The organism is Sphingosinicella microcystinivorans, assembly GCF_003634215.1.
In the GTDB taxonomy this organism is placed as follows: Bacteria; Pseudomonadota; Alphaproteobacteria; order Sphingomonadales; family Sphingomonadaceae; genus Sphingosinicella; species Sphingosinicella microcystinivorans.
This window is the reverse complement of the sequence record NZ_RBWX01000007.1, coordinates 896,287-917,552: the sequence shown is the minus strand read 5'-3', so window position 1 is coordinate 917,552 and position 21,266 is coordinate 896,287. Positions and strand designations below refer to the sequence as shown.

18 protein-coding genes and 1 tRNA gene are annotated in these 21,266 nt (G+C 61.9%); 11 read left to right on the top strand and 8 right to left on the bottom strand.

Features of this window, described 5'->3' with window-relative positions; all coding sequences use genetic code 11:
* Nucleotides 1-47: 47 nt before the first annotated feature.
* The gene (locus DFR51_RS04585; protein ID WP_243445644.1) at nucleotides 48-1,295 is read right to left on the bottom strand and encodes an amidohydrolase family protein; all 1,248 of its coding nucleotides are present in this window, start codon (nucleotides 1,293-1,295) and stop codon (nucleotides 48-50) included.
* 75 nt (nucleotides 1,296-1,370) lie between these two features.
* Here DFR51_RS04585 and DFR51_RS19295 point away from each other — a divergent pair, with 75 nt between their 5' ends.
* Nucleotides 1,371-1,631: a hypothetical protein gene (locus DFR51_RS19295; protein ID WP_170151743.1), complete on the top strand. Its 261-nt coding sequence runs from the start codon at nucleotides 1,371-1,373 to the stop codon at nucleotides 1,629-1,631.
* A 53-nt stretch (nucleotides 1,632-1,684) separates the two neighbouring features.
* Here the strand turns inward: DFR51_RS19295 and DFR51_RS04580 are convergent, their stop codons facing one another.
* Nucleotides 1,685-3,916: a TonB-dependent receptor gene (locus DFR51_RS04580; RefSeq protein WP_121047819.1), complete on the bottom strand. Its 2,232-nt coding sequence runs from the start codon at nucleotides 3,914-3,916 to the stop codon at nucleotides 1,685-1,687.
* 393 nt (nucleotides 3,917-4,309) lie between these two features.
* On the opposite strand from DFR51_RS04580, the gene DFR51_RS19485 reads away from it, so the two are divergent.
* Entirely contained in the window at nucleotides 4,310-4,435 is a 126-nt protein-coding gene (locus DFR51_RS19485) for a hypothetical protein (protein WP_276330557.1), read from the top strand.
* 92 nt (nucleotides 4,436-4,527) lie between these two features.
* Here the strand turns inward: DFR51_RS19485 and DFR51_RS04575 are convergent, their stop codons facing one another.
* On the bottom strand, nucleotides 4,528-5,427 hold the full coding sequence (locus DFR51_RS04575) for a LysR family transcriptional regulator (protein ID WP_121047818.1): 900 nt from the start codon (nucleotides 5,425-5,427) through the stop codon (nucleotides 4,528-4,530).
* A gap of 141 nt (nucleotides 5,428-5,568) precedes the next feature.
* Here DFR51_RS04575 and bdcA point away from each other — a divergent pair, with 141 nt between their 5' ends.
* The 8 genes from bdcA (at nucleotide 5,569) to DFR51_RS04535 (ending at nucleotide 13,783) form a co-directional block, all read left to right on the top strand.
* Complete coding sequence (gene bdcA, locus DFR51_RS04570; protein ID WP_121047817.1) at nucleotides 5,569-6,282, top strand: SDR family oxidoreductase; 714 nt, start codon at nucleotides 5,569-5,571, stop codon at nucleotides 6,280-6,282.
* 354 nt (nucleotides 6,283-6,636) lie between these two features.
* Nucleotides 6,637-7,296, top strand: coding sequence for a hydrolase (locus tag DFR51_RS04565; RefSeq protein ID WP_121047816.1), 660 nt, complete (start codon nucleotides 6,637-6,639; stop codon nucleotides 7,294-7,296).
* Nucleotides 7,297-7,378: 82 nt separating this feature from the next.
* Entirely contained in the window at nucleotides 7,379-8,215 is an 837-nt protein-coding gene (locus DFR51_RS04560; protein ID WP_121047815.1) for an alpha/beta fold hydrolase, read from the top strand.
* Between the two features lie 22 nt (nucleotides 8,216-8,237).
* A complete protein-coding gene (locus DFR51_RS04555; protein ID WP_121047814.1) occupies nucleotides 8,238-8,486 on the top strand; it encodes a DUF1427 family protein in 249 nt (82 codons plus the stop codon).
* Nucleotides 8,483-10,411 (top strand): amidohydrolase, encoded by a 1,929-nt coding sequence (locus tag DFR51_RS04550; protein WP_121047813.1) that lies wholly within the window; start codon nucleotides 8,483-8,485, stop codon nucleotides 10,409-10,411. Before DFR51_RS04555 ends, DFR51_RS04550 begins: the two co-directional genes overlap by 4 nt.
* Nucleotides 10,412-10,413: 2 nt before the next feature.
* Nucleotides 10,414-10,827 (top strand): DoxX family protein, encoded by a 414-nt coding sequence (locus tag DFR51_RS04545; protein ID WP_243445376.1) that lies wholly within the window; start codon nucleotides 10,414-10,416, stop codon nucleotides 10,825-10,827.
* Nucleotides 10,824-12,404 (top strand): MFS transporter, encoded by a 1,581-nt coding sequence (locus tag DFR51_RS04540; protein WP_121047811.1) that lies wholly within the window; start codon nucleotides 10,824-10,826, stop codon nucleotides 12,402-12,404. Before DFR51_RS04545 ends, DFR51_RS04540 begins: the two co-directional genes overlap by 4 nt.
* A gap of 2 nt (nucleotides 12,405-12,406) precedes the next feature.
* On the top strand, nucleotides 12,407-13,783 hold the full coding sequence (locus tag DFR51_RS04535; protein WP_121047810.1) for an alginate export family protein: 1,377 nt from the start codon (nucleotides 12,407-12,409) through the stop codon (nucleotides 13,781-13,783).
* On the opposite strand, the gene DFR51_RS04530 is transcribed toward DFR51_RS04535, so the two are convergent.
* Nucleotides 13,780-14,709 carry a LysR family transcriptional regulator gene (locus DFR51_RS04530; protein WP_121047809.1) on the bottom strand — a complete coding sequence of 310 codons (930 nt, stop codon included), beginning with the start codon at nucleotides 14,707-14,709 and terminating at the stop codon, nucleotides 13,780-13,782. The two genes, DFR51_RS04535 and DFR51_RS04530, sit on opposite strands and share 4 nt — an antisense overlap.
* A 118-nt stretch (nucleotides 14,710-14,827) precedes the next feature.
* On the opposite strand from DFR51_RS04530, the gene DFR51_RS04525 reads away from it, so the two are divergent.
* Nucleotides 14,828-15,532 (top strand): pirin family protein, encoded by a 705-nt coding sequence (locus tag DFR51_RS04525; protein ID WP_121047808.1) that lies wholly within the window; start codon nucleotides 14,828-14,830, stop codon nucleotides 15,530-15,532.
* A 1,206-nt stretch (nucleotides 15,533-16,738) separates the two neighbouring features.
* On the opposite strand, the gene rtcA is transcribed toward DFR51_RS04525, so the two are convergent.
* The 4 genes from rtcA to DFR51_RS04495 all read right to left on the bottom strand — a co-directional run bounded on the left by rtcA (nucleotide 16,739) and on the right by DFR51_RS04495 (nucleotide 21,087).
* Nucleotides 16,739-17,752 (bottom strand): RNA 3'-terminal phosphate cyclase, encoded by a 1,014-nt coding sequence (gene rtcA / locus DFR51_RS04510; protein ID WP_121047805.1) that lies wholly within the window; start codon nucleotides 17,750-17,752, stop codon nucleotides 16,739-16,741.
* A 26-nt stretch (nucleotides 17,753-17,778) separates the two neighbouring features.
* A complete protein-coding gene (locus DFR51_RS04505) occupies nucleotides 17,779-19,008 on the bottom strand; it encodes an RtcB family protein (RefSeq protein ID WP_121047804.1) in 1,230 nt (409 codons plus the stop codon).
* A 438-nt stretch (nucleotides 19,009-19,446) separates the two neighbouring features.
* On the bottom strand, nucleotides 19,447-20,994 hold the full coding sequence (locus DFR51_RS04500) for a vWA domain-containing protein (protein ID WP_121047803.1): 1,548 nt from the start codon (nucleotides 20,992-20,994) through the stop codon (nucleotides 19,447-19,449).
* 16 nt (nucleotides 20,995-21,010) lie between these two features.
* A tRNA-OTHER gene (locus DFR51_RS04495) sits at nucleotides 21,011-21,087 on the bottom strand.
* Between the last annotated feature and the right edge of the window lie 179 nt (nucleotides 21,088-21,266).

Here is a 21,266-nt window from a genome sequence, read left to right as displayed (position 1 = left end):
TGTGAAATGCCGGCCCCGGTGCAGACGCGTGCCGGCCCCGAAGTGCTTCAGGCGAACCAGCCTTCGTCAAACATCTGCCGCCAAATTCTTTGCACGACGGTAGCGCCACGCGCGATCACGTGCGCTTCGTCATCGACAGTCAGCCGACCATCAAGGACCTGAACGCGGCCCGCCGTCATGACATTGCGCACGGCCATTCCATTGGCGTAGAGTAGATTGTTGAGCGGTTCTGGCGGCGCAAACCCCGGTCCAACCAGCAGACCCGAGACATCGATCGAAGCGAGATCGGCCTTGGCCCCCACAGCGATCCGACCCAAGTCCTCACGCCCAAGGCCATTTGCCGGGTGCAGCGTTGCCGCGGCAATCATATCGGCAACGCTCGGTCGTTTCACCGGCACCGGCGACGTGCCTGCAATCAGCGAATGCCGCGCACGTCCATACAGAAGCGCGAGCTTCATGTTCTCGACCATGTCGTTCGAATGCGTATCCACGCCGACGGCGGAATTGAACCCTGCGCCGAGCGCTTCGATGAACGGCTGGTTGGACTGACCGGAACCAGCCCCCGCCCCTGACGGACAATGGGCGAACGTGAAGTGCGGCTTCTTCGCCAGGAAGGGAGCGTCGGATACGGCATCCCATCCCGTCATGTGCGCACCGAACAGACGCTGCTCGTAAAAGCCGAATTCATCGATCCACTGAACCGGCGCTTTGCCCCACAGCTTGCGGATGCGTTCGGAATCGCCGGGGCTCGTAGCCAGGTGGGTATGGATGCCATTCCCTAGCTGCAACGCAGCCTTCGCGACCGCACGCAAGGTATCGGGCGTATGCGTCTCCGGTCCGTGCGGGGCCATCATCGGCCGTATGAGCCCTTCCTCCGCGCCGTTCACGGAAAGCGCGAACGCCAGGTTCGCGTCGATCTCCGAAAGTGTATCGGCAACAGAAGCAAAGAGCGCCTTGTCGTCCGACCGGCGCCAGATCGGCATTACGCGCCTCCAGCCGGGCACCATACCGCCGGGAAAGCCACGAACACCCCAGCGCCGCGCCACGCGAACGTAGGACTGCGCCTGCTTCAACGAGACCGATTGCTCCACTTGCGCGGTGCATCCGCTGCGAAGCAATTCGGCAAGGTTGTAAGCCGTCAGCGCATCGAGATCTGCGTCATCCAGGGTTTCCATGATTTCGAGCGGTCGTGAATAAGATCGACCGCCGCTTTCGATCAGTCCACGTGTCGGCGAGCCGCAAGCGGTGTGGGTGTGCGCTGAAATTAGGCCGGGAACCAAGAGTTGCCCTGGCATTGCAATGCGCCTGTTTTCACCGTCGATACGCCCTTCTGAGATACGCACGATAGTGTCGCCTTCAATCACGACCGAATGATCGCGCAGAAGTTCCGGCTTGCCATCACGCCATACAAGCGTCCAGCTCGGCTCGACGATGAGCGAGCCGCGCTGTTGCCGTGCGACTTTGGCGTGGCTTTGAGCGGGAGCAGCGATCAGGCCGGTCGCGGGGACGGCGGCAAATGCCGCAAGGAGGGCGCGGCGATCCAGTCCTCGATGGTCATCGGTGGTTATCGCCGCCTGGCAAATCACGCAACCGTAGCCGCGCCCCTCGTTATGGTTGTGACGCATGGCTAGGCTATTCCCCCGCTGGGTCGGCGGGCAGGGCCGCAGCCCCGCCCGCAGATAGGTTAGAAGTTGATCGTTGCGCGAAGCCCATAAGTACGCGGCGGCTGCAGATTTACGTAGTCTACACGCATCAGCGAAAATGTGCCTGCCATTGTCACCACCGCCTTGTCTTCGATGTTGTTGACGAATGCGCCAAGAGACCAGCGATTTTCCGGTGCAACATAGGTGAGTGACATGTCAGTGCGCGTGTAGCTGCCCTGTCGATGTTGGGGCAAATAGAAGATCGACGAAGAATAGCTGGAGGAGAAGCGCGACCCGATGTTGATCAGGAGCTCAGCCTCATTGCCCAGCGGGATTGTTTGATCATACGTCAACGTCCCTGACCATTTTGGCGACCGCGGCAAGTCACGTCCGCTGCAATCCACGTTCACGCGCGGGGGCGCTCCCGAAATGTCACAGGCGCTAGCTGGCACCGACGCTGGAGTATAAACGAAATCGTCCGCGGTGGCATCGAGATAGCCGATGCGTGCACCAAGCCGGATCGTGCTGGATGCCTGCACGGCAACGTCAAGATCGAAGCCCTTGATTGTGGACTTGCCAATGTTCTCGGTCACGAAGACATTGCCGACCTGCCCGGGTGCGATCTGTCCCGACGACAGGAAGCCGACCTGCTGGCCGATATAATCCCAGTAAAAACCCTCGAGGTTCACCTGCAGCCGGTTATCGAGGAAACGATTCTTGATACCGATCACGTACGCGGTGAGCTTTTCGGAACCGAATGTATTGGGCGCCACGATGGGGCTGAACCCCCCGCCCTTGTAGCCGCGCGAGACACTCGCGTAGGCCATTGATTGCGGCGCGACATCAAATTCTGCACCAACCTTCCATGATATGTTGTCGAATGAAAGATCACCGTCGAACGGCACGCGTACACCCGGCAGAGGACAAAACAGCGCTGAGCAGAATACGGTGCCAAGCTGACCTTTGTTCTCCTTAGTGTAGCGAGCGCCACCGGTTACTCGAAAATCGGGTGTGAGACTGTAAGTTGCCTGACCAAAAAGCGCGAAATTCTTGCTGTCGAGATCGCCGTAGACCTCCTGATTGAAGAGGCCCTGCGTGTATGAATAGAAGGTGTCTTGCGTTTCATGGAAATAATAGCCGCCGACAACCCAGGTGAGATTATCGCGCTTGTCCGACAGGCGCACTTCAAGGGAACGCTGCTTCGCCACGTCCTTGATCGCACCCAGCACACCGTTCGGATAGAAGATCGTATCCACCGTCGAACGGCGATAGTCCGGCACAATGGTGAGGTCGGCGAAATCGAGATCCCAGGTCAGCGTCGCCCGGATATCGAACGTGTCGTTGTCAACGTAGCCATTGTTCTGCGGTACGGGTATCTGGCTGCCGAGCGCTGGGCCATAGCGACCGAGGGCAGCGGCCGAAAACAGGGCTTGCGATCGCGGGTCGCTCGGACCGATCCAGTCGTTCCTCTGGGAGTAGATGGCCCAGCTTTGGCCCATACCTTTCTGGCGATAATAGTCGCTCGACACGAGCAGGCTGAACCTGTCTGACGGTTCAAACAAAACGTGCCCGCGCAATGATAGGCTGTCGTCATCGTTGTAGCCGTCAGACAAGTAACCGTCATGCTTGACATACTGGCCGGCGATGCGCGCTGCGCTGACGTCAGAGAGAGGCACATTGATCGCCGCGTTGAGTTTGACAGCATCGTAATTGCCGACCTCGACCAGGCCTTCCAGCCCAAACTCGCCCAGAACGGGTTTGCGGGTCACGATGTTCATCGCGCCGCCGGTTGCATTGCGTCCGTAAAGCGTACCTTGGGGACCTTTTACGATCTCGACCCGATCCAGATCGAAGAATGCGCCGCCGATTGCAGTGGGACGCGCAATATACGCCTGGTCCAGATTCACAGCGACAGCCCCTTCGGCATAGGAGCTGGCTGCATTGGCACCAACGCCGCGAACATAGACCTGCGTCAGTGTACCCGCCGATGCGATCTCGAGCCCGGGAACGAGCTTTACAAGATCGGTCACCTTGGTCACGCCTGCGCGGTCGAGGGCATCGCCTTCGACAGCAGTGATTGCGAGCGCGGAGCGCTGCGAGCTGCTTTCGACCCGCTCTGCTGTGATCACGATGTCTTCGAGTGCACCGTCATCCGCCTGCGTCGCCGCAGTCTGCTGCGCCGCCGCGGGATTTTGCGCGGCGATCAGCGCCAGCGCCGTACCGGTGATGAACGCGCCCTGTCTACGTATACGCATTTTGCCCCCCTCTCCCATTGTTATCGGACCCTGTGAACGTCTCTGAGCAAGCGACCTAACAACACAACAGAATTTCGATATGCGAAACTTTCTTCGAATAATAGTGCACCTTTAATTCGAGTCAAGCGTCCCCGTCGGCGTAAGAGGTAAAGCGAGCGGGCTGGATATCGGGCGAGTTTGCATTTGAGGCAGCAAGTGGGTCTCGATGCCCGCTGTTCAGCACGCCGGCTTGCCCCTGATCTGAGGTGACATCGTGAAAGTGGTCCAGTTGCAAAGTTAGTTTTTCCGGCGGATTTTCCATTTTTGAGGGAGGTACGTCGATGAAGAAGCAGAGGTTTTCGACAGAGCAGATTGTGTCGGTGTTGAAGCAACCGGACCAGTCATCGCGGGCAGTCCAGCTACGCCTCGACGATGCGTGTAGATCTGAAGCTAGAGGGGGACCGGCTTTACGGCGGCGTGATGGCGATCGACGATGTAAAATCGAGCAGCTTCGCTGCAGGTCTCACGTATTGGATCGACCTCGCTCGCCTACCTTGACGGCGTCAAAGCGACGTGGAGCCTGCCGATCTCAGAATGTGCTAACGGCAGCTGCTCCGAAAAGAAGCTGTTCGCCACGGGTGATTTCCAATTTAGAGGATATCCCAGTAAGGTGGATCGCCGAAACTGGCGCGCAGACTTTCACTCAAGGCTTTGATCTTCGCTGCCGCCCCATGGTCACGGGGATAAGTGAGAAAAAGCTCTGCGCCTTCGGCTGGCCAGCCAATATCCACGACCGTCAACAAGCCCTCGCGGACTTCCTTGTGGACGAAGAAGCTTGGCAGCAGGGCCAGCCCCAAACCCGCCAATGCCGCATCACGCATCACGATGCCGTTGTTGACCCGCAACGCAGATTTGGGCCGAACAACGGACCAGCCTGTTCCGACAGCAAATCGCCAATCGCCTGAACGGTTGGCGTAGAGGATACCGCTGTGGTCCTCGAGATCTTTCAGTGCTACCGGCGCGCCTCTGTTTACAAGATAATTTGGAGACGCAACGAGCAACCGGCGACTTCTTGCCAGCCTACGCGCGATCAGGCGCCCATCGCCAATTGCTCCGTGGCGCAGGACCGCATCGAACCCGCCGGTCGCGGCATCGACGAAGTTGTCATCAAGTTCGAGCGACATCTCGATGGCTGGATTGTCTTTCAGAAAGCGCGTGATCGCAGGCCCAAGATGCAGAATGCCAAAGCCAACAGGCGCGGATATCCGCAATGGGCCGGCCAGTTTCCCGGCGCTGGCATCAACCTCTGCAGCCGCTTCCTCGATCTCTCGCATGACGCGCTGCGCGCGCGACAGAAAGGCCTGTCCTGCGCTGGTCAGCGTCAGCTTTCGCGTGGAGCGCTGAAGCAAAGTCACACCGAGGCTACGCTCCAGTTCGGCCAGCCTCTCACTCACCACGGATTTTGCAAGACCAAGCCGTCTTGAAGCCGCACTGATCGAGGTTTCCTCAACCGTGGCGATGAAGGCGGCGATACCATCAAGCTTCATCATCGTTCGGCTTTTCCGTCAACTTGTTCCGGCATTGTATGGCTAGTTTGGACGATGTGCCATCGGCATCTTCAAGTCCAGACAGCGAGACGGCATCGGCACCCCCACCAGTTCCGCCGAAACCTGAACCAATGGAGACTGACCATGAATGACTTTACCGGAAAGAACGTCCTCGTCCTGGGTGGCAGCCGTGGCATCGGCGCAGCGATAGTCCGCCGCTTCAGCCAAGGCGGTGCCGCTGTCGCCTTTACTTATGCCGGCTCGGAGAGCGCAGCACAGGCCCTCAAGCGAGACACTGGCGCACAAGCAATCAAGGCAAACAGCGCAGACCGCGACGCCCTCACCTCGACTGTCGCCAGCCGCGGAGCCCTTGACGTGATCGTGATCAACGCCGGTACGCTTGTCATGGGCGATCCGCTGGAGCTTGCCGCGGACGACATCGACCACATGATCGATGTCAACGTCCGCGCCCCCTATCACGCTGCAGTCGAAGCGGCACGATGGATGAACCCGAATGGTCGCATCATCATCATCGGCTCGGTCAACGGTGATCGCATGCCTTTTGCCGGTGGCGCGGCTTACGCGATGACCAAGTCTGCCGTGCAGGGCATGGTGCGCGGCCTCGCCCGCGATTTTGGCGATCGCGGCATAACCGTAAACAGCATCCAGCCAGGGCCGACGGACAGCGACATGAATCCTGCCGAGGGTCCGATGGCATCGACCATGCACAACTTCATGGCCATCAAGCGGCACGCCAAGCCAAGTGAGATCGCCGAGTTTGCAGCATTCATCGCCGGCCCCAATGGCGCGATAATCACCGGCGCCATGCACACCATCGACGGCGGCTTCGGAGCCTAAGCCTGAAGCAAACAGGTCGACGGATGCGGCTGGCCTCTCACCGACCGCACCCGCCGACATCGCCGCCGTTCCCGCCCGTAGTTTGGCTGGCCGGAAGTTGCCATTCGTTCAGGAATTCACTGACGGCGAGAACCGGGCAGATCGCAGCCAGTCCGCTTTGTCCGCAACGCTCACACAGCGGACGATTCTTCAGCTGAACCGCACCAATCAGCGGCCCCCGCGTTTTAATCTTTTCTATTTTGTCGAACAAACAGGATAATTTTATCTGCCTGTTTCACACAAACTCTCACTCCTAAAAAGATCTCATCCCGAACCGATCGGGAGCCCGAATTAACCAACAGGAGCATTTCAGCCATGCCGATCAAAGCGACCCCGACCCCCGCCAAGGCGCTGCTCACCCCCAGCAACCACGCGCTGATCCTTATCGATTTTCAGTCGCAGATGGCCTTTGCCACCAAATCGATTGCTCCCGAGCTGCTTCGCAACAATGCGGCCCTCGTCTCGAACGGTGCCGCAGGCTTTCATGTGCCCACCATCCTGACCACGGTCGCCGAGAAGAGCTTTTCAGGCCCGATGTTCGAAGAGATTACCGACGCTTTCCCCAGCCAGACGCTGCTCGACCGCACCAGCATGAACACCTGGGAAGACGCTGCCGTGATCGACGAGGTGAACCGGATCGGAAAGGACCGCATCGTGTTTGCCGGTCTCTGGACGTCGGTCTGCATCGTCGGCCCCGTGCTTTCGGCACTGGAACAAGGCTTCGAAGTCTATGTCATCACCGATGCGAGCGGGGACATTTCCGAAGAGGCGCATGAGCGCGCCGTGGAGCGGATGATCCAGGCCGGCGCAAAGCCGATCACCTCGCTTCAGTATCTTCTCGAACTGCAACGTGATTGGGCGCGCGCCGAGACCTATGACCTCACCACGGGCATCGCCCGCAGGTGGGGCGGCGCCTACGGCCTCGGCATCACCTACGCCAAGACGATGTTCGACGCATCGGAAGGCGACCACTAGCCGAGTTGCCGCGGTCGGGCCTTCCCCCCTTGGGCCCGGCCGCACCTCTGCTTTTTCACGGTATTTTCGAGAGGAGACCACCATGAGTTACGTGACCACCAAAGACGGTGCCGCCATCTTCTACAAGGATTGGGGACCAAAGGACGCGCAGCCGATCGTCTTCCATCACGGCTGGCCGCTCTCGTCGGACGACTGGGACGCGCAGATGATGTTCTTCCTCTCTAAAGGATACCGCGTCGTCGCGCATGATCGGCGCGGCCACGGCCGGTCGGCGCAGGTGAACGAAGGCCACGACATGGACCATTATGCCGCCGATGCCGCTGCCGTCGCTGAGTATCTCGACCTCCGGAATGCCGTGCATATCGGCCACTCCACGGGTGGCGGCGAGGTGGCGCGCTATGTCGCACGGCACGGCATCCCGCAGGGACGCGTTGCCAAGGCCGTGCTCGTATCGGCCGTGCCGCCGATCATGCTGAAGACGGAGCGCTACCCGGGCGGATTGCCGATCGAGGTGTTCGACGGTTTCCGCACCGCGCTTGCCGCGAACCGCGCGGCTTTCTTCCGTGACGTCGCGGCCGGGCCATTTTACGGCTTCAACCGTCCGGATGCGAAGTTGCAGCCCGCGGTTGTCGACAATTGGTGGCGCCAAGGCATGATGGGCAGCGCGAAAGCACATTACGAAGGAATCAAGGCCTTCTCTGAAACCGACCAGACTGACGATCTGAAGGCGATCACTGTGCCGACGCTCGTGCTGCACGGCGACGACGACCAGGTCGTGCCCTACAGGAACGGGGCGCTGCTGCAGGCCGAACTGCTGCCGAACGCGACGCTGAAGATCTATGAGGGCTTCTCGCACGGGATGCTCACCGTGAACGCCGATGTTCTTAACCCCGATCTGCTCGCGTTCGTGCAGGCCTGAGGAAAGAGGGAGAGCGGATGCCATGAAACTCTACCTCATCTCGCTGGGCGCCGGGCTGCTCGTCGGGCTCGTCTACAGCCTGCTTGGTGTCCGCTCTCCGGCCCCGCCCATCGTTGCCCTCGTCGGCCTCGCGGGTATCCTGCTCGGTGAGCAACTGCTCCCGCTCGCGAAGCGTCTCGGCAACCGCCCCGCGCTTGCTGAATTCGTCCGCGGGGATTGCGCGAAGCATGTGCTCGGATCGGTTCACTCCAACGCGGAGCGTGACGCATGAAGACGATCACACGCCGACAGGCGCTCGCCGGCGCCGCCACCACCGCCCTGCTGACCGCATCGGAGAGCCTCGCCATGAACCGCGACGATATCATCATCACCAACGCCAAAGTGACGACGCTGGACCGGGAGAACCCAAGTGCCGAAGCTGTCGCGATCCGAGACGGCAAGTTCCTTGCGGTCGGGTCAGAGCAGGAGGTTCGCTCCGCCGTGCCAGGCGCCCGAGTGATCAACGCGAAAGGGCGCCGCCTCATCCCCGGCCTCATCGACAGCCACATCCACGTGATCCGGGGCGGGCTCAATTACAACATGGAGTTGCGCTGGGAAGGCGTGCCGACGCTCGCCGACGCGATGGCGATGCTGAAGCGTCAGGCCGAAAATACTCCGCCGCCGCAATGGGTGCGTGTCGTCGGCGGCTTCACAGAGCATCAGTTCGCGGAGAAACGCCTCCCGACGATCGAGGAGATCAACGCCGTCGCGCCGGAAACGCCGGTGGTCATCCTGCATCTTTACGATCGTGCGCTGCTGAATGCTGCCGCGCTGCGGGCGGTGGGCTACACGAAGGACACGCCGAACCCGCCGGGCGGCGAGATCGTGCGCGATGCCGCGGGGAATCCCACGGGCCTCCTGCTCGCCCAGCCGAACGCGACGATCCTCTATTCGACGCTTGCCAAAGGCCCGAAGCTGCCCCCCGAATATCAACTGAATTCGACGAAGCATTTCATGCGCGAATTGAATTCGCTCGGCGTCACCAGTGTGGTCGATGCCGGCGGCGGTTCGCAGAATTATCCCGACGATTACGAGATCATCGAGAAGCTGCACGCAGACGGCGAGCTGACGCTGCGCATCGCCTACAACCTCTTCACGCAGAAGCCGAAGGAAGAGCTCAAGGACTTCGCGACGTGGTCGACGATGGTGAAGCCCGGCGACGGGGACGACACTTACCGGCATAACGGCGCGGGCGAGATGCTCGTCTATTCCGCAGCTGATTTCGAGGATTTCCGCGTCGCACGGCCGGACATGCCGCAGAACATGGAAACCGATCTCGAACCCGTCATCCGCCTGCTCGCAGAGCGGCGCTGGCCGTGGCGACTCCACGCGACCTACGATCAGACGATCGACCGTGCGCTCGACGTGTTCCAAAAGGTGAACCGCGACGTGCCCTTCGATGGTCTGCACTGGTTCTTCGATCACGCCGAGACAATCAGCGAACGCAATATCGATCGCATCGCGGCGCTAGGTGGCGGCATCGCCGTGCAGCATCGCATGACGTTTCAGGGCGAATATTTCGTCGAACGCTACGGTGCGAAGGCCGCCGAGGCGACGCCGCCGATCCGGCGCATGATGGAGGCGGGCATTCCTGTCGGCGCGGGCACCGACGCGACGCGCGTCGCCAGTTACAATCCCTGGGTGTCGCTGTCGTGGCTGGTCACAGGCAAGACACTGGGCGGCCTCACCCTCTATCCGCCGCGCAATCGCCTCGACCGCGAGACTGCGCTACGCCTGTGGACCGAGGCCAATACCTGGTTCTCGAACGAGGAAGGCAAGAAAGGGCAGATCAAGGCCGGACAACTCGCCGACCTCGCCTTGCTCTCCGACGATTACTTTGGCGTCGCGGAAAGCGAGATCGTGCACCTTCGCGCGGTGCTAACGATGCTCGGCGGCAAGGTCGTGCACGGCGAAGGCGATTTCACGCCGCTCGCCCCGGCGCTGCCGAAGGCGATGCCCGACTGGTCGCCCGTCGCCACGTTCGGCGGCTATCACCGCGCGCCGGAAACGGCGAAGAAACTTGCATCCGCCTGCGGCTGTCAGTCCGCCTGTACCGTGCATGGCCACGATCATGCCGCGGCACTCGGGGCATCCGTCCCTGCTTCCGACGTCCAAAGCTTCTGGGGTGCGCTCGGCTGCGGATGCTGGGCGGTCTAGTGATGACGCCCGCACCCATCGCCGCGCTGTTAAGGAAGCGCTGGTTCGCGGTTGCCGCGACGGCGCTGCTCACGCTTCCTTACTGGACAAGCGGCCTTGCCAAGCTTGCCGATTTGGGCGGCGCACTCGCCGAGGCCGCGTACTTCGGGCTGCGGCCTGCAGCGCTCGCCGTTACGGCAACCATCCTAGTTCAGATCGGCGCATCGGCATTGCTCATCCTTGGCCGCATGGCATGGCTCGGCGCGGGTGCGCTCGGCGTGTTCACGGCGCTCGCCACGATCATTGCGCATCCCTTCTGGCAGGTTGCCGATCCGCTGGCGCGTTTCCACGAACGCAACACCTTCCTCGAGCATGCCGGGCTGATCGGCGGGCTGGTACTCGCCGCGATCCTTGCCGAGAGGGAGATTCGGTCGTGACGGCGGATTCCGCGAAAGCCGCAGGGCCCCTCAGCTTCCCGGTGTTCCGTGCGCTGTGGATCGCCACGGTCATTTCCAACATCGGCACGTGGATGCATGATGTCGGCGCGGGCTGGTTGATGACTTCGCTCAGCCCCAGTCCGCTACTGGTGGCGATGGTGCAGGCGGCGACGACGCTGCCGATGTTCCTGCTCGCGCTGCCATCGGGCGCGCTCGCCGATATCCTCGACCGGCGGCGGATGCTGCTTGCAGCACAAATGCTCGGTCTTACGGCGGCGGCCGTGCTCGCGGTGCTGACATGGCAGGGGCTGACGACACCTTATGTGCTGCTCGCCGCGACCTTCGTGCTCGGCATCGCAGCGGCGCTCAGCGCGCCGGTCTTCCAGGCCATCGTACCCGAACTCGTCGACGCGAAGACCCTGCCGGATGCGGTTGCGCTCAACAGCCTTGGGGTCAACATCTCGCGCGCCATCGGCCCGGCGCTTGGCGGCGTCATCGTCGCGCTCGCGGGAACCCCCGCCGTCTTCGCGCTCAACGCGCTCTCGGTGGTCGCGGTTCTCTTCGTGCTACTTCGCTGGCAGCGACCCGCAACCGCGCGCGCCTTGCCGCCCGAGCATTTCTTTGGCGCGCTTAAAGCCGGATACCGGTACGCGCGGCATGCGCCCGCGCTGCGACTGGTGTTGATCCGTGCGGTCGGCTTCTTCGTTTTCGGCAGTGCGCTTTGGGCGATGCTGCCGCTGGTGGCGCGGCGCGAGCTCGGGCTTGATGCGGCAGGCTACGGCGCGCTCCTCGGCTGCATGGGCGCGGGTGCGGTGATGGGTGCGCTGCTGCTGAAGCGTTTGCGTAAGCGCATCGCCACGAACACCATCTCCATCGGCGCGACAGCGCTGTTCGCGCTCGCCACGCTATCGCTTGCCCTGGCCGAGAGCGCGGTTGTTGCGGGCGCCGTGATGCTTGTTGCGGGCCTGGCGTGGATCGGGATGCTCACCTCGCTCAACGTTGCCGCGCAGATGGCATCACCCGGCTGGGTGAAGGCACGCGCGCTCGCCGTTTACCTGCTGGCCTTTCAGGGCGCGATGACGGGCGGCAGCGTGCTCTGGGGAACGCTTGCGGCCCGCACCGATGTCGCGACGGCGCTGATCGTCGCCGGGATCGGACAGGGTGCCGCGCTGCTGTTGGCGATCGTCTGGCGGCTTCCCGCCGGAGAGGCGGTTGATCTGGCGCCGTCCAACCACTGGGCGGAGCCGGTCGTCGCCGTTCCGCTTGCTGGAGACCGGGGGCCGGTGCTGATCGAGATCGAATACCGTATAGATCCCGCGCGGGCCCCCGACTTTATTGCGGCGCTGCGCCGGTTCAGCACCGTCCGCCTCCGCGACGGCGCGATCCGCTGGGACGTGTGGGAGGATGCTGCCGAACCTGGCCGTGTCACCGAGGGTTTCGTCGTTGAAAGCTGGCTTGAACATCAGCGCCAGCATGCGCGCGCCACCCATGCGGACCGTGTCGATCAGGAAACGCTGAACGCCTTCCATATCGGTGATGTGCCTCCCGTGGTTCGCCACCTGCTGCGCCCGGCCTGATCATGCGTTGGTCTCTTCTGCTGTTTGCCGTGATGCTTCCGGGCACGGCGGCGGCCGAGATGCCGGACGTCGCGCAGAGCAACTGGCGCTACGACGAGGACTGGACGGGACTGCGCGCACTACCGAAATCGGGCGATGATCCATGGTGGCGTGTGGCCAAGTATCAGCCGCTGCACGCAGACGGCTCGGGCTATGCGAGTTTCGGGCTGGAGTTGCGGGCCCGCTACGAAGGGTTTCGGGGCAACCTGTGGGGGGGCGGCGATGCGCCGGACGATTCCTATCTCTGGCTACGCGCGATACCGCATATGGATGTCCATGCTGGGCCACTGCGCGCCTTCGTGCAGCCGATCCTAGCCATGGCGCGCGGCGTCGGCGCTGGAGACGGCCCTGCCGACGCAACGGGCATCGATATGTTGCAGGCGTTCGCCGATCTCGATCTGCCGCTCGGCGAAAACGCGCACATCACGGTTCGCGGGGGTCGCGCGTTCATACCGCTCGGCAGCGAACGGCTCGTCGGTACGCGTTATGGCCCCAACGTGCCGCAAGCGTTCGACGGCGTTCGCCTGTCGCTAAGGTATCAAGGCGTGCAGGCCGACCTGATCGGCGTGAAACCCGTTGCGCCCGGTCCGGACGATTTCGATGATCGCACCTCTTCGACGAAACGCCTGCGCGGGGTCTATGCAACTGTGCCGGTCGCCGATGGGCTTGCCGTTGATGCCTACTGGCTGGACTATCGCAACGAAGCCGCCCGCTTCGTGCAGGCGGTAGCCAACGAAAAGCGGCGCACCTACGGTGTCCGCATCTTTGGCGCGCGCGGCCGCTGGGCGTGGAACTGGGAGGCGATGCTGCAGCGCGGGCATTTCGGCAGCGCGCGAATCCGTGCGTGGTCGCTCGCGACGGAAACGGCCTACCGATTCGAAGATGCACCATTTGCGCCCCGAATGCGTTTGCGCGCGAATATAGCGAGCGGGGACGATAACCCCACCGACAACAGCCTCGGCACGTTCAATCCCATGTTCCCCAAGGGCAAGTATTTCGGCGAGCTCTCGCCGATCGGCCCCTACAACATCGCCAACATCCACCCGAGCATCGACTTTGATCTCAGCGGCGGCGTTTCGTTCGATCTCGCCGGCGTCGCCTATTGGCGCGCGAGCCGGCGCGACGGCGTTTACGAGGTGCCGGGGCAATTGCTTCGAACTGGCGCGGCAAACGCGCGATTCATTGGTGCTCAGACGGAAGCCGTGCTCGGCTGGCAGGTAAGTTCGGTGTTTTCCGTCGGGCTTTCCGCATCCCTGTTCCTGCCCGGCGGCTTTATCCGCGAGACAGGTCGCGCACGCACCATCGGTATGGTCGGCTTTGAAACGATGATGCGCTTCTAGACATCTCCGAGCCCGTTTTCTTCCACATCATTGCGCCCGATCCTCACGAACTGATCGAGCAGCCATGAGGCGGCAGGGCCCGGCGGCGTGTCACGGCGCCAGACGCCTGCAAAGCGGTATATGCCGCCTGGATGGTCCGGCATGACAAGGCGGACCAACGTGCCTGCGACGAGGTCGGGTTCGATGAGCGGCAGTGGCATGTTGCCCCAGCCGATACCTTCGCGCAGCAGCGCATGCTTTGCCCCCAGATCGGCGAGTCGCCAAGTCTTGGGGCTCAATACGGAATAATCCTGCCCCTCCGTAAAGCGCGAGCGGTCGGTGAGGACGAGCTGCGTATAATCGCGCCCTGCACCCGGCGCGATGCGTTCCATGCGCCCGAGAGGGTGGTCCGGAGCGGCGACCGGCACCATTGGAACCGATCCCGCTGAAATACACTCCACGCCTTCGATCCCAGCGGCGAGCGGACCGGATATGCCGATCGCGGCCTTGCGATCGAGCACCATGGCCGTGATCGCGCCCAGCGCTTCGACGTGAAGCCTGAGCTGTACCGTCGGGAACTCCACGGCAAACGTCCTCAACACGCGGCCGACGCGCTCCGGGGGCAGCATCACGTCGATGGCAAGATCCACCTCCGCCTCGAGCCCTTCCAGAAGGCCCTTCACCGTTGCCCGCAGGCCGTCGATGCCGTGGGAAACCGCACGCACCTCCGCGAGCACGGCACGGCCCGCCACGGTCAGCTTCGGCTTTCGCGTGCCTTCGCGCTCGAACAGCGTGAGGCCCAGCTGCGTCTCGAGATTCGCGATGCCGTAACTGATGACGGAAACCGCGCGGTTCAGCTTACGTCCGGCCGCCGCGAAACTGCCGGTATCGACGATGGCAAGGAAGATACGTAGCTGATCGAAAGTCGGCGTTCCGGGACCAGCCACTATTCAATTCCTTCGAACGTTTCATGCAGGTTTATCCGTCTAAACGGTAAAGCTCGCAATCCCTATCTTGCCTTGGTGACAGAGCGAGCGGCACGGCCGCTTGATAAGGAGATTTCCGATGATCGAACTTAGACCGTTTGAAAGCCTTGGTGGCGCCAACCACGGGTGGCTGGATGCCAAGCACCATTTCTCGTTCGCAGATTACCATGACCCAAAGCGGATGCAGTGGGGCAATCTGCGCGTGTGGAACGATGACACGATCGCGCCGAAAACCGGGTTCCCGCCACACCCGCACCGTGACATGGAGATCATCACCTATGTCCGCGAGGGCGCGATCACGCACGAGGACAATCTTGGCAACAAAGGACGCACGGAAGCCGGTGACGTGCAGGTCATGTCGGCGGGCACCGGCATTCGCCATTCGGAGTATAATCTGGAGGATGTGACGACGCGCATCTTCCAGATCTGGATTTTGCCGACGCGAAGCGGCGAGCAGCCGAGCTGGGGTTCGCGGCCATTTCCGAAAGGCGATCGCTCCGGCCATTTTGTCACGCTCGCTTCAGGCTTCGACAACGACGCCGACGCGCTTCCCATCCGTACCGACGCACGTGTGATCGGAGCATCTCTGAAAGCCGGAGAAACCGCCGAATATCCACTGGGCAAGGATCGCAAGGCCTATCTCGTCCCTGCAACTGGTACAGTACGGGTCGACGACGTTCGCATCGGCGCTCGGGACGGGGCAGCGATCAGCGATGTCGAGGTCCTGCGGATCACCGCGATCGAGGACAGCGAGATTGTTCTCGTGGACACAATCCAGATTTAAGGACAAGGAGATTGCCGTTCGCATCCTGCGGATATGAACGGCAAGTCTTCTGCAAACATCGACTCGAACGCGCCTTCCGGCTGAGGCGACCGGCGGCCTGGATGTCGACAGTCGCCTGAATAGCCGCCATTGCATTGCCCTCGCATGGCCACTGAAACCGGTCATTGCGAACTTCACCGGTGTCGATATTCTAAACTCGTGAGAGCGGCGAACATCATAGCAGGCGTGGCGATCAGCCTCTGGTTCGCACTGGCACTTTTGGGTCGCGATGGCTTGAGGGGGGTCGTCGCCCAGCAGGTAGCTGGATATCCCAACATCGGACAAATAAACCTCTACATCGTCTGGCCGCTCTTTGTGGCAATTATGCTCCTTGCGTGCGCGTGGCTTTGCAATGCGTTCCTACGTCGGCCATGGGTCCTAGGATCGGTCAGCGGGGTGTCGCTCTTTGCGATACTGCCTTACATGGCAGTTTGGGGTGGTGGCGCCTGAAGCCGCCGACATAGCTGCCGTTCGCTTCCGTTGATGTGATCTTTTAAAGCTGCCGTCGGTTCAGGCTGACCGATCTCGGGCGTGCGAATGATCGAGGTCGATGGCTTAAAACTCGGGGGATCAGAACGTCGTCTTCAGGTACGATATACCTCACTTGTGGTGATCGGCATTTAACATATTGTCTCGGAATGGGCGCTCTAATCTTCTTCGGCTACTATCTATTACCAGCGCTGATCATGTGGCTGCCTGCCTTCGCGGTGGTATACTGGTGGAGGTCTTCCAAACGAATGCAGCGGAGCCACCTTTGGTTTTGGGCTTGGATATGCGCTGGGGTTAGCACGGCTTTGCTTCTGTTGGTGGCGCCGGTCCTGGGCGAAGTAGGGTACTTGAATTGGTGAGCGTGGCAGCGACGCTATCTCAACGCTAAAAGGCCATCAGACTGGCGCTGGGCCCCCTGAACATTGACAGATTTCAGATTTCTAGCCGTAATCCAAAGAAGGCCATGAAGTTGTCGTGCCCAGACAGTCCGATCTCAAGCGATTACCGCGAATAGCAGCCATTGTGGGCGGAGCAGGTTCGGTGACCAGACCCGACAACATAGCAGACGTCTGTCGGTAAGCCGCCAGAACCTGCAAGCCGACACCCCTTGATGCGGCGATCTCGTGGCGCTACCGCGCCTACAGCCATGCTCGGGAACTCCGAAGCATGACTGTATACTTACTGCACGGTGAGCAAGTGCATCCCACTGGGCCGCTGGGAGAACGCAAGCCGCCGATCCAGGAAGCGCCCAATCACGTCGATTGCCGTCAGGCTATGCTGGCTCGGCTTGACTGTCGTGAAACTGCCTCCGCCAGCGAGCGCGAAGGGAAGCAGCAACTGATCGGCCAGATAGGGGCCGGCAAAGGCTTTGGATTCCAAGAACCCAAGCATCCGCCCGACCGCCTTCTTGGCTACGCGTTCAGCGGTCACGCCCAACTGGCCGAAGCCGCTTACGATCTCAGTGCCATGTTCGAACTGCGCTTCGAGCAACAGGATGTTGCCTGGTCCCTGATCGTCGGGGAGCTCGCGGATGCCGGCCTCTCGGTCCGACCAGCCAAGTTCGCGACGCACCATTTTGATCTCGCGCTCAGCGATCTCGAACGGCAAACCTGCGAGGAGAGCCTGACCACTGACGCCAATCAGAGCGCCCCGCTCGAGACAATCAATGGGTCTCAGTGGCGCCGGGCTGATATCAACCTCGATCCTGCCGCCACCGCGCGGATAGAAACCGTGCCGGACAAGTCGAGCCTCCACCGTTGGTCCCATGCGGTTGATGACTGGCAAGAAGCATTTTTCAATGAAATCAAAAGGTGGCGCGAGCATGTTGTGCGTACCGCCCTCCAACACCACCCGCGAAGGTGCATCGGCAAGCAGCAGCGGCATGAGCACTGTCTGCAGGACAAGACCCGTCGACCCCGCCGTGCCGACCGCGAAGTGATACTCGCCCGGCGCGACGCGGCCCGGCGTGAAGCTGAGCACAGATGATCCGACATGGAGCCCCTGGCATTCAGCATTTCCAATGACACACGCGGCTTCGACTGCCGTCACATGCTGACGCATGAGCCCCGGCTTCGACCGCTTGGCGCGGACATTCTCGATCCGGACGGCCTTGCCAGTGACGAGCGAAAGCGCGCATGCATTGCGCACGACCTGCCCACCACCTTCGCCTTCCGACCCTTCAATGATGATCATGATTCCCCCTGGATGTGCGTGAAGGCTTATCCCTTCACGCACACCACCTGCTTCAACGTATGAACGATTTCCACCAGATCGGCCTGGGCGGCCATCACGGCTTCGATCGGCTTGTAGGCCTTGGGCGTCTCGTCGATGACGCTCTCGTCCTTCCGGCATTCGACGCCCGCCGTATCGGCGATATGCTCGTCGAGCGAGACCAGCTTCTTGGCCTGGGTGCGTGACATCACACGCCCCGCGCCATGGCTGCAGCTCTCGAACGATTCCGCATTGCCGAGACCGCGCACGATGAACGATTTCGCGCCCATCGAACCCGGGATGATGCCCATCGCGCCCTTCGCCGCGCGCACTGCGCCTTTGCGGGTCACGAGCACATTCTCGCCGAAATGGTTCTCGCGCGTCACATAATTGTGATGGCAGTTCACCGCTTCCAGCTCTGCGTCGAAAGGCTTAGCGATCTGGCCGCGCAGCGCCCGGATCACGTTCGTCATCATCATCCGGCGGTTCAGCGCGGCGAAGTCCTGCGCCCACTCGACCGCTTCGACATAGTCGTCGAAATGGTCCGTCCCTTCCGGGAAGTAAGCCATATCCTCGTCAGGCAGGTTGATGAACCACTTGCGCATGTCCTGCTTGGCCAGCTCAATGAAGAACGTGCCGATTGCATTCCCCACACCGCGCGATCCCGAGTGGAGCATGATCCACACGCGCTGCTCGGTATCGAGACAGAGCTCGATGAAGTGGTTGCCCGTTCCCAGCGTGCCGAGATGGGTCAACTGGTTCGTGTTCTTGAACCGCGGGTACTTTTCCGTGATCCGGTCGAAACGCTCGATGAGCGTCGCCCAGGCCGCCACAATCTCGGCCGGCGGATCACCCCACGAGCCGGTATCGCGCTTGTTCCGGTTGACGCTGCGCCCATGCGGCACGGCGCGCTCTATCGCCAAGCGTACGCCCTCCAGATTGTCCGGAAGATCGCTTGCCGTGAGCGACGTGCGCGCGGCCATCATGCCGCAGCCGATATCGACCCCGACCGCTGCTGGAATGACGGCACCCTTGGTCGGGATCACCGAGCCAACGGTCGCACCTATGCCGACATGCACATCCGGCATCGCCGCCACATGTTTGAACACAAAGGGCATCTGCGCCGCCTTGCGGAGCTGCTCATGCGCCTTCTCGTCAACTGGCACACCGCGCGTCCACAGCTTGATCGGCTTGCCGCCTTCGACGTGTTGAATGTCGTAGGTTTTACTCTCGGTCATCTCGACCTCCTTACATGGTCATGGTGCCGGCGACGAGTTTTGGCGAGACATCCCGGATTGCTCCGGGGCGGATTCGAACCGCTCGGCCTTTCGACCTCAACCGTGTAGTCCCACCGGCATTCGCCAGCTTCAATCGGTGCCATGGCGACAAGGGGGTCGTGAAACAGTTTCATGCTCTATCCACTGAGCTACGGGATGCACCCGGACGGATTCGAACCGTCGACCCTGAAATCCATGTAGTTCCACAGGCATTCGCCATGATATTCTGGTCGGGTCGTGGCGACGAGGGACGGCAAGACGCGGCCCTTAAGCTACGTGTCGGCGGCGGGGTTCGAACCCGCATCTCCCTTCCGGCACAACTGCCTTTCGGGCGCTTTACTCGTCGGGCCTCCTCTGGTGACATGTAGTCCTGCCAGCATTCGCCACGACCCTGTTCGTTCAGACCTCCACTTGTTCGACGATGCTCACCCAGTCGTGCGTCTCGCCGGAGACGAAACGCGCGATGGTGACGAACACCGCGTCGGAGAAGCCTCCGACGTTCAATATATCCCGCCGGCTCGCTGCCTGCGTCGTGCCGTAAGGCGCGATGTCGATGCAGACGAGTTTTGCCTGCGGATTGCGCTTCGCCAGCTTCGTCCACTCCTGCATCGTCGCAGTTGAACCGCCCCGCGTCGCATCGACCCAGGACTCGTTGTCCGAGACGATAATGACGAGATCGACCGCCGCCTTCTCCTTGTTGAGGAGAGCGAGAGGCGCAGAGACATTCGTCCCGCCACCGCCGACTGCAGCCAGTGTCGCAGCATTCACCGCGACCCGGTCAGTCGCCCTCAGCATCACCGGCACAATGGCCTGCTCGAATGGGATAACCCGCGCCTGGCCGTTGGACCGCAGCATCGCCGCCGTGACGAGAGCCGCGACATCAATGCAGCGCACCTTCGACGAAGCGCCCCTGCGGTAGCCCGTTACCGGCGATTTCATCGACCCGGACACGTCGGGACAGACGACCACGCGGCCCGGCACCTGTGGTACGCTCCGGAGCGAGAGCTCCAGCGCGTCCTCGAGCGCTGCATGCACCTTGAGCGGCACGCCGTCACTCACCTGCCCCAGCGCCAGCATCAACTGATAGGGCATGGGCCGCACGGCAAGGAGCGCATTGCGGTCGGCAAGCCGACCCGCGACCTTCTCGGTGAACCCCTCCACCCCAAACGCGCCTGCGCGCGCGAGGGCGTTGAGGTTCATCCGCAGCGCCTGCCAGCCCATGCGACCGGCGAGCTCCGCCCACTGCTCCGCGCCCAGCGGATAAGCAGTCAGCCACTCGAACGGAACCTGTGGCAGCGGCAGCGTGCGATCCTGTTTCCAGGTCTCGAACGCAGCGATCTCGGCGGGCAGAGCGGTAACGTCATAGGGACGACCGATCAGCCAGCCATAGAAAGCCTTGCGCTGCGCATCAGCGGGACGCGGGTGGACCATCTTTACGATGTCCGCCAGGCTCGGCGCATTGCCGGTCGCGGCCTGCATCAGGTCACGCATCGATGCCTGCTCCAGCCACTGCTGGACCAGCCGCTTCGGCCGCGTGCCAAGCGACGTACGCCCGACCTGCCCCGACCGCATGATTTGTACGAAGCTGCGCAGCATGCGACCGCTGTTCACGACCTGGCCGAAGACCCTGACCGCAAGGTCAGGATCGGCAACCGTCAGATATGCTGCCAGCAAAGCCGGCATATCCTTCATCGCGCCGGAGGTGCGGGCATAGATCGCAGTCTGGGCAACAAAGTACGGATCGACAACGCGAGCAGCATCCAGCACATCGGCAAGCTGCGTCTCCGCCGCGCCGTAGAAATTGTCGGCCAGCGTGCCTGTCGCCGCGAGTTGGGCGAGCTTGGCCTTCGGTCTATAGGCATAGGCCGGCGCGCCCTCCCGGTTCAGCGTATCGGTGCGCGGCAGCAGCTTCGCCACGGCGCTCGCAAATAGTCCCTTGTTGGCCATCGTCCAACTCCTCATCTGGTCAGGGCGGCAGGATTTGAACCTGCGGCCTCCTGCTCAAAGGCAGGCGCTCTGCGCAGACTGAGCTACGCCCTGTGAATTTCCGGTCCTTGGGGCGGCCAGCCCATTCCGACCGCCCCAGTTCCGCCTGCCGACCGAACAATCAGCTCGACCGACGAAAATCCATATCGCAGGAGGCGTGCCAACTTGCTGGCAAGAAACCATAAAATTCTCATTCCATTGATATGGAACGGTTTATTTTTTGGACGCGCGCC

Coding starts and splice junctions, on each gene's coding strand:
- DFR51_RS04585 (WP_243445644.1), bottom strand. CDS start 1,295: ATGCCAGGGCAACTCTTGGTTCCCGGCCTAATTTCAGCGCACACCCAC.
- DFR51_RS19295 (WP_170151743.1), top strand. CDS start 1,371: ATGATCGCGCAGAAGTTCCGGCTTGCCATCACGCCATACAAGCGTCCA.
- DFR51_RS04580 (WP_121047819.1), bottom strand. CDS start 3,916: ATGGGAGAGGGGGGCAAAATGCGTATACGTAGACAGGGCGCGTTCATC.
- DFR51_RS19485 (WP_276330557.1), top strand. CDS start 4,310: ATGCGTGTAGATCTGAAGCTAGAGGGGGACCGGCTTTACGGCGGCGTG.
- DFR51_RS04575 (WP_121047818.1), bottom strand. CDS start 5,427: ATGATGAAGCTTGATGGTATCGCCGCCTTCATCGCCACGGTTGAGGAA.
- bdcA (WP_121047817.1), top strand. CDS start 5,569: ATGAATGACTTTACCGGAAAGAACGTCCTCGTCCTGGGTGGCAGCCGT.
- DFR51_RS04565 (WP_121047816.1), top strand. CDS start 6,637: ATGCCGATCAAAGCGACCCCGACCCCCGCCAAGGCGCTGCTCACCCCC.
- DFR51_RS04560 (WP_121047815.1), top strand. CDS start 7,379: ATGAGTTACGTGACCACCAAAGACGGTGCCGCCATCTTCTACAAGGAT.
- DFR51_RS04555 (WP_121047814.1), top strand. CDS start 8,238: ATGAAACTCTACCTCATCTCGCTGGGCGCCGGGCTGCTCGTCGGGCTC.
- DFR51_RS04550 (WP_121047813.1), top strand. CDS start 8,483: ATGAAGACGATCACACGCCGACAGGCGCTCGCCGGCGCCGCCACCACC.
- DFR51_RS04545 (WP_243445376.1), top strand. CDS start 10,414: ATGACGCCCGCACCCATCGCCGCGCTGTTAAGGAAGCGCTGGTTCGCG.
- DFR51_RS04535 (WP_121047810.1), top strand. CDS start 12,407: ATGCGTTGGTCTCTTCTGCTGTTTGCCGTGATGCTTCCGGGCACGGCG.
- DFR51_RS04525 (WP_121047808.1), top strand. CDS start 14,828: ATGATCGAACTTAGACCGTTTGAAAGCCTTGGTGGCGCCAACCACGGG.
- rtcA (WP_121047805.1), bottom strand. CDS start 17,752: ATGATCATCATTGAAGGGTCGGAAGGCGAAGGTGGTGGGCAGGTCGTG.
- DFR51_RS04505 (WP_121047804.1), bottom strand. CDS start 19,008: ATGACCGAGAGTAAAACCTACGACATTCAACACGTCGAAGGCGGCAAG.
- DFR51_RS04500 (WP_121047803.1), bottom strand. CDS start 20,994: ATGGCCAACAAGGGACTATTTGCGAGCGCCGTGGCGAAGCTGCTGCCG.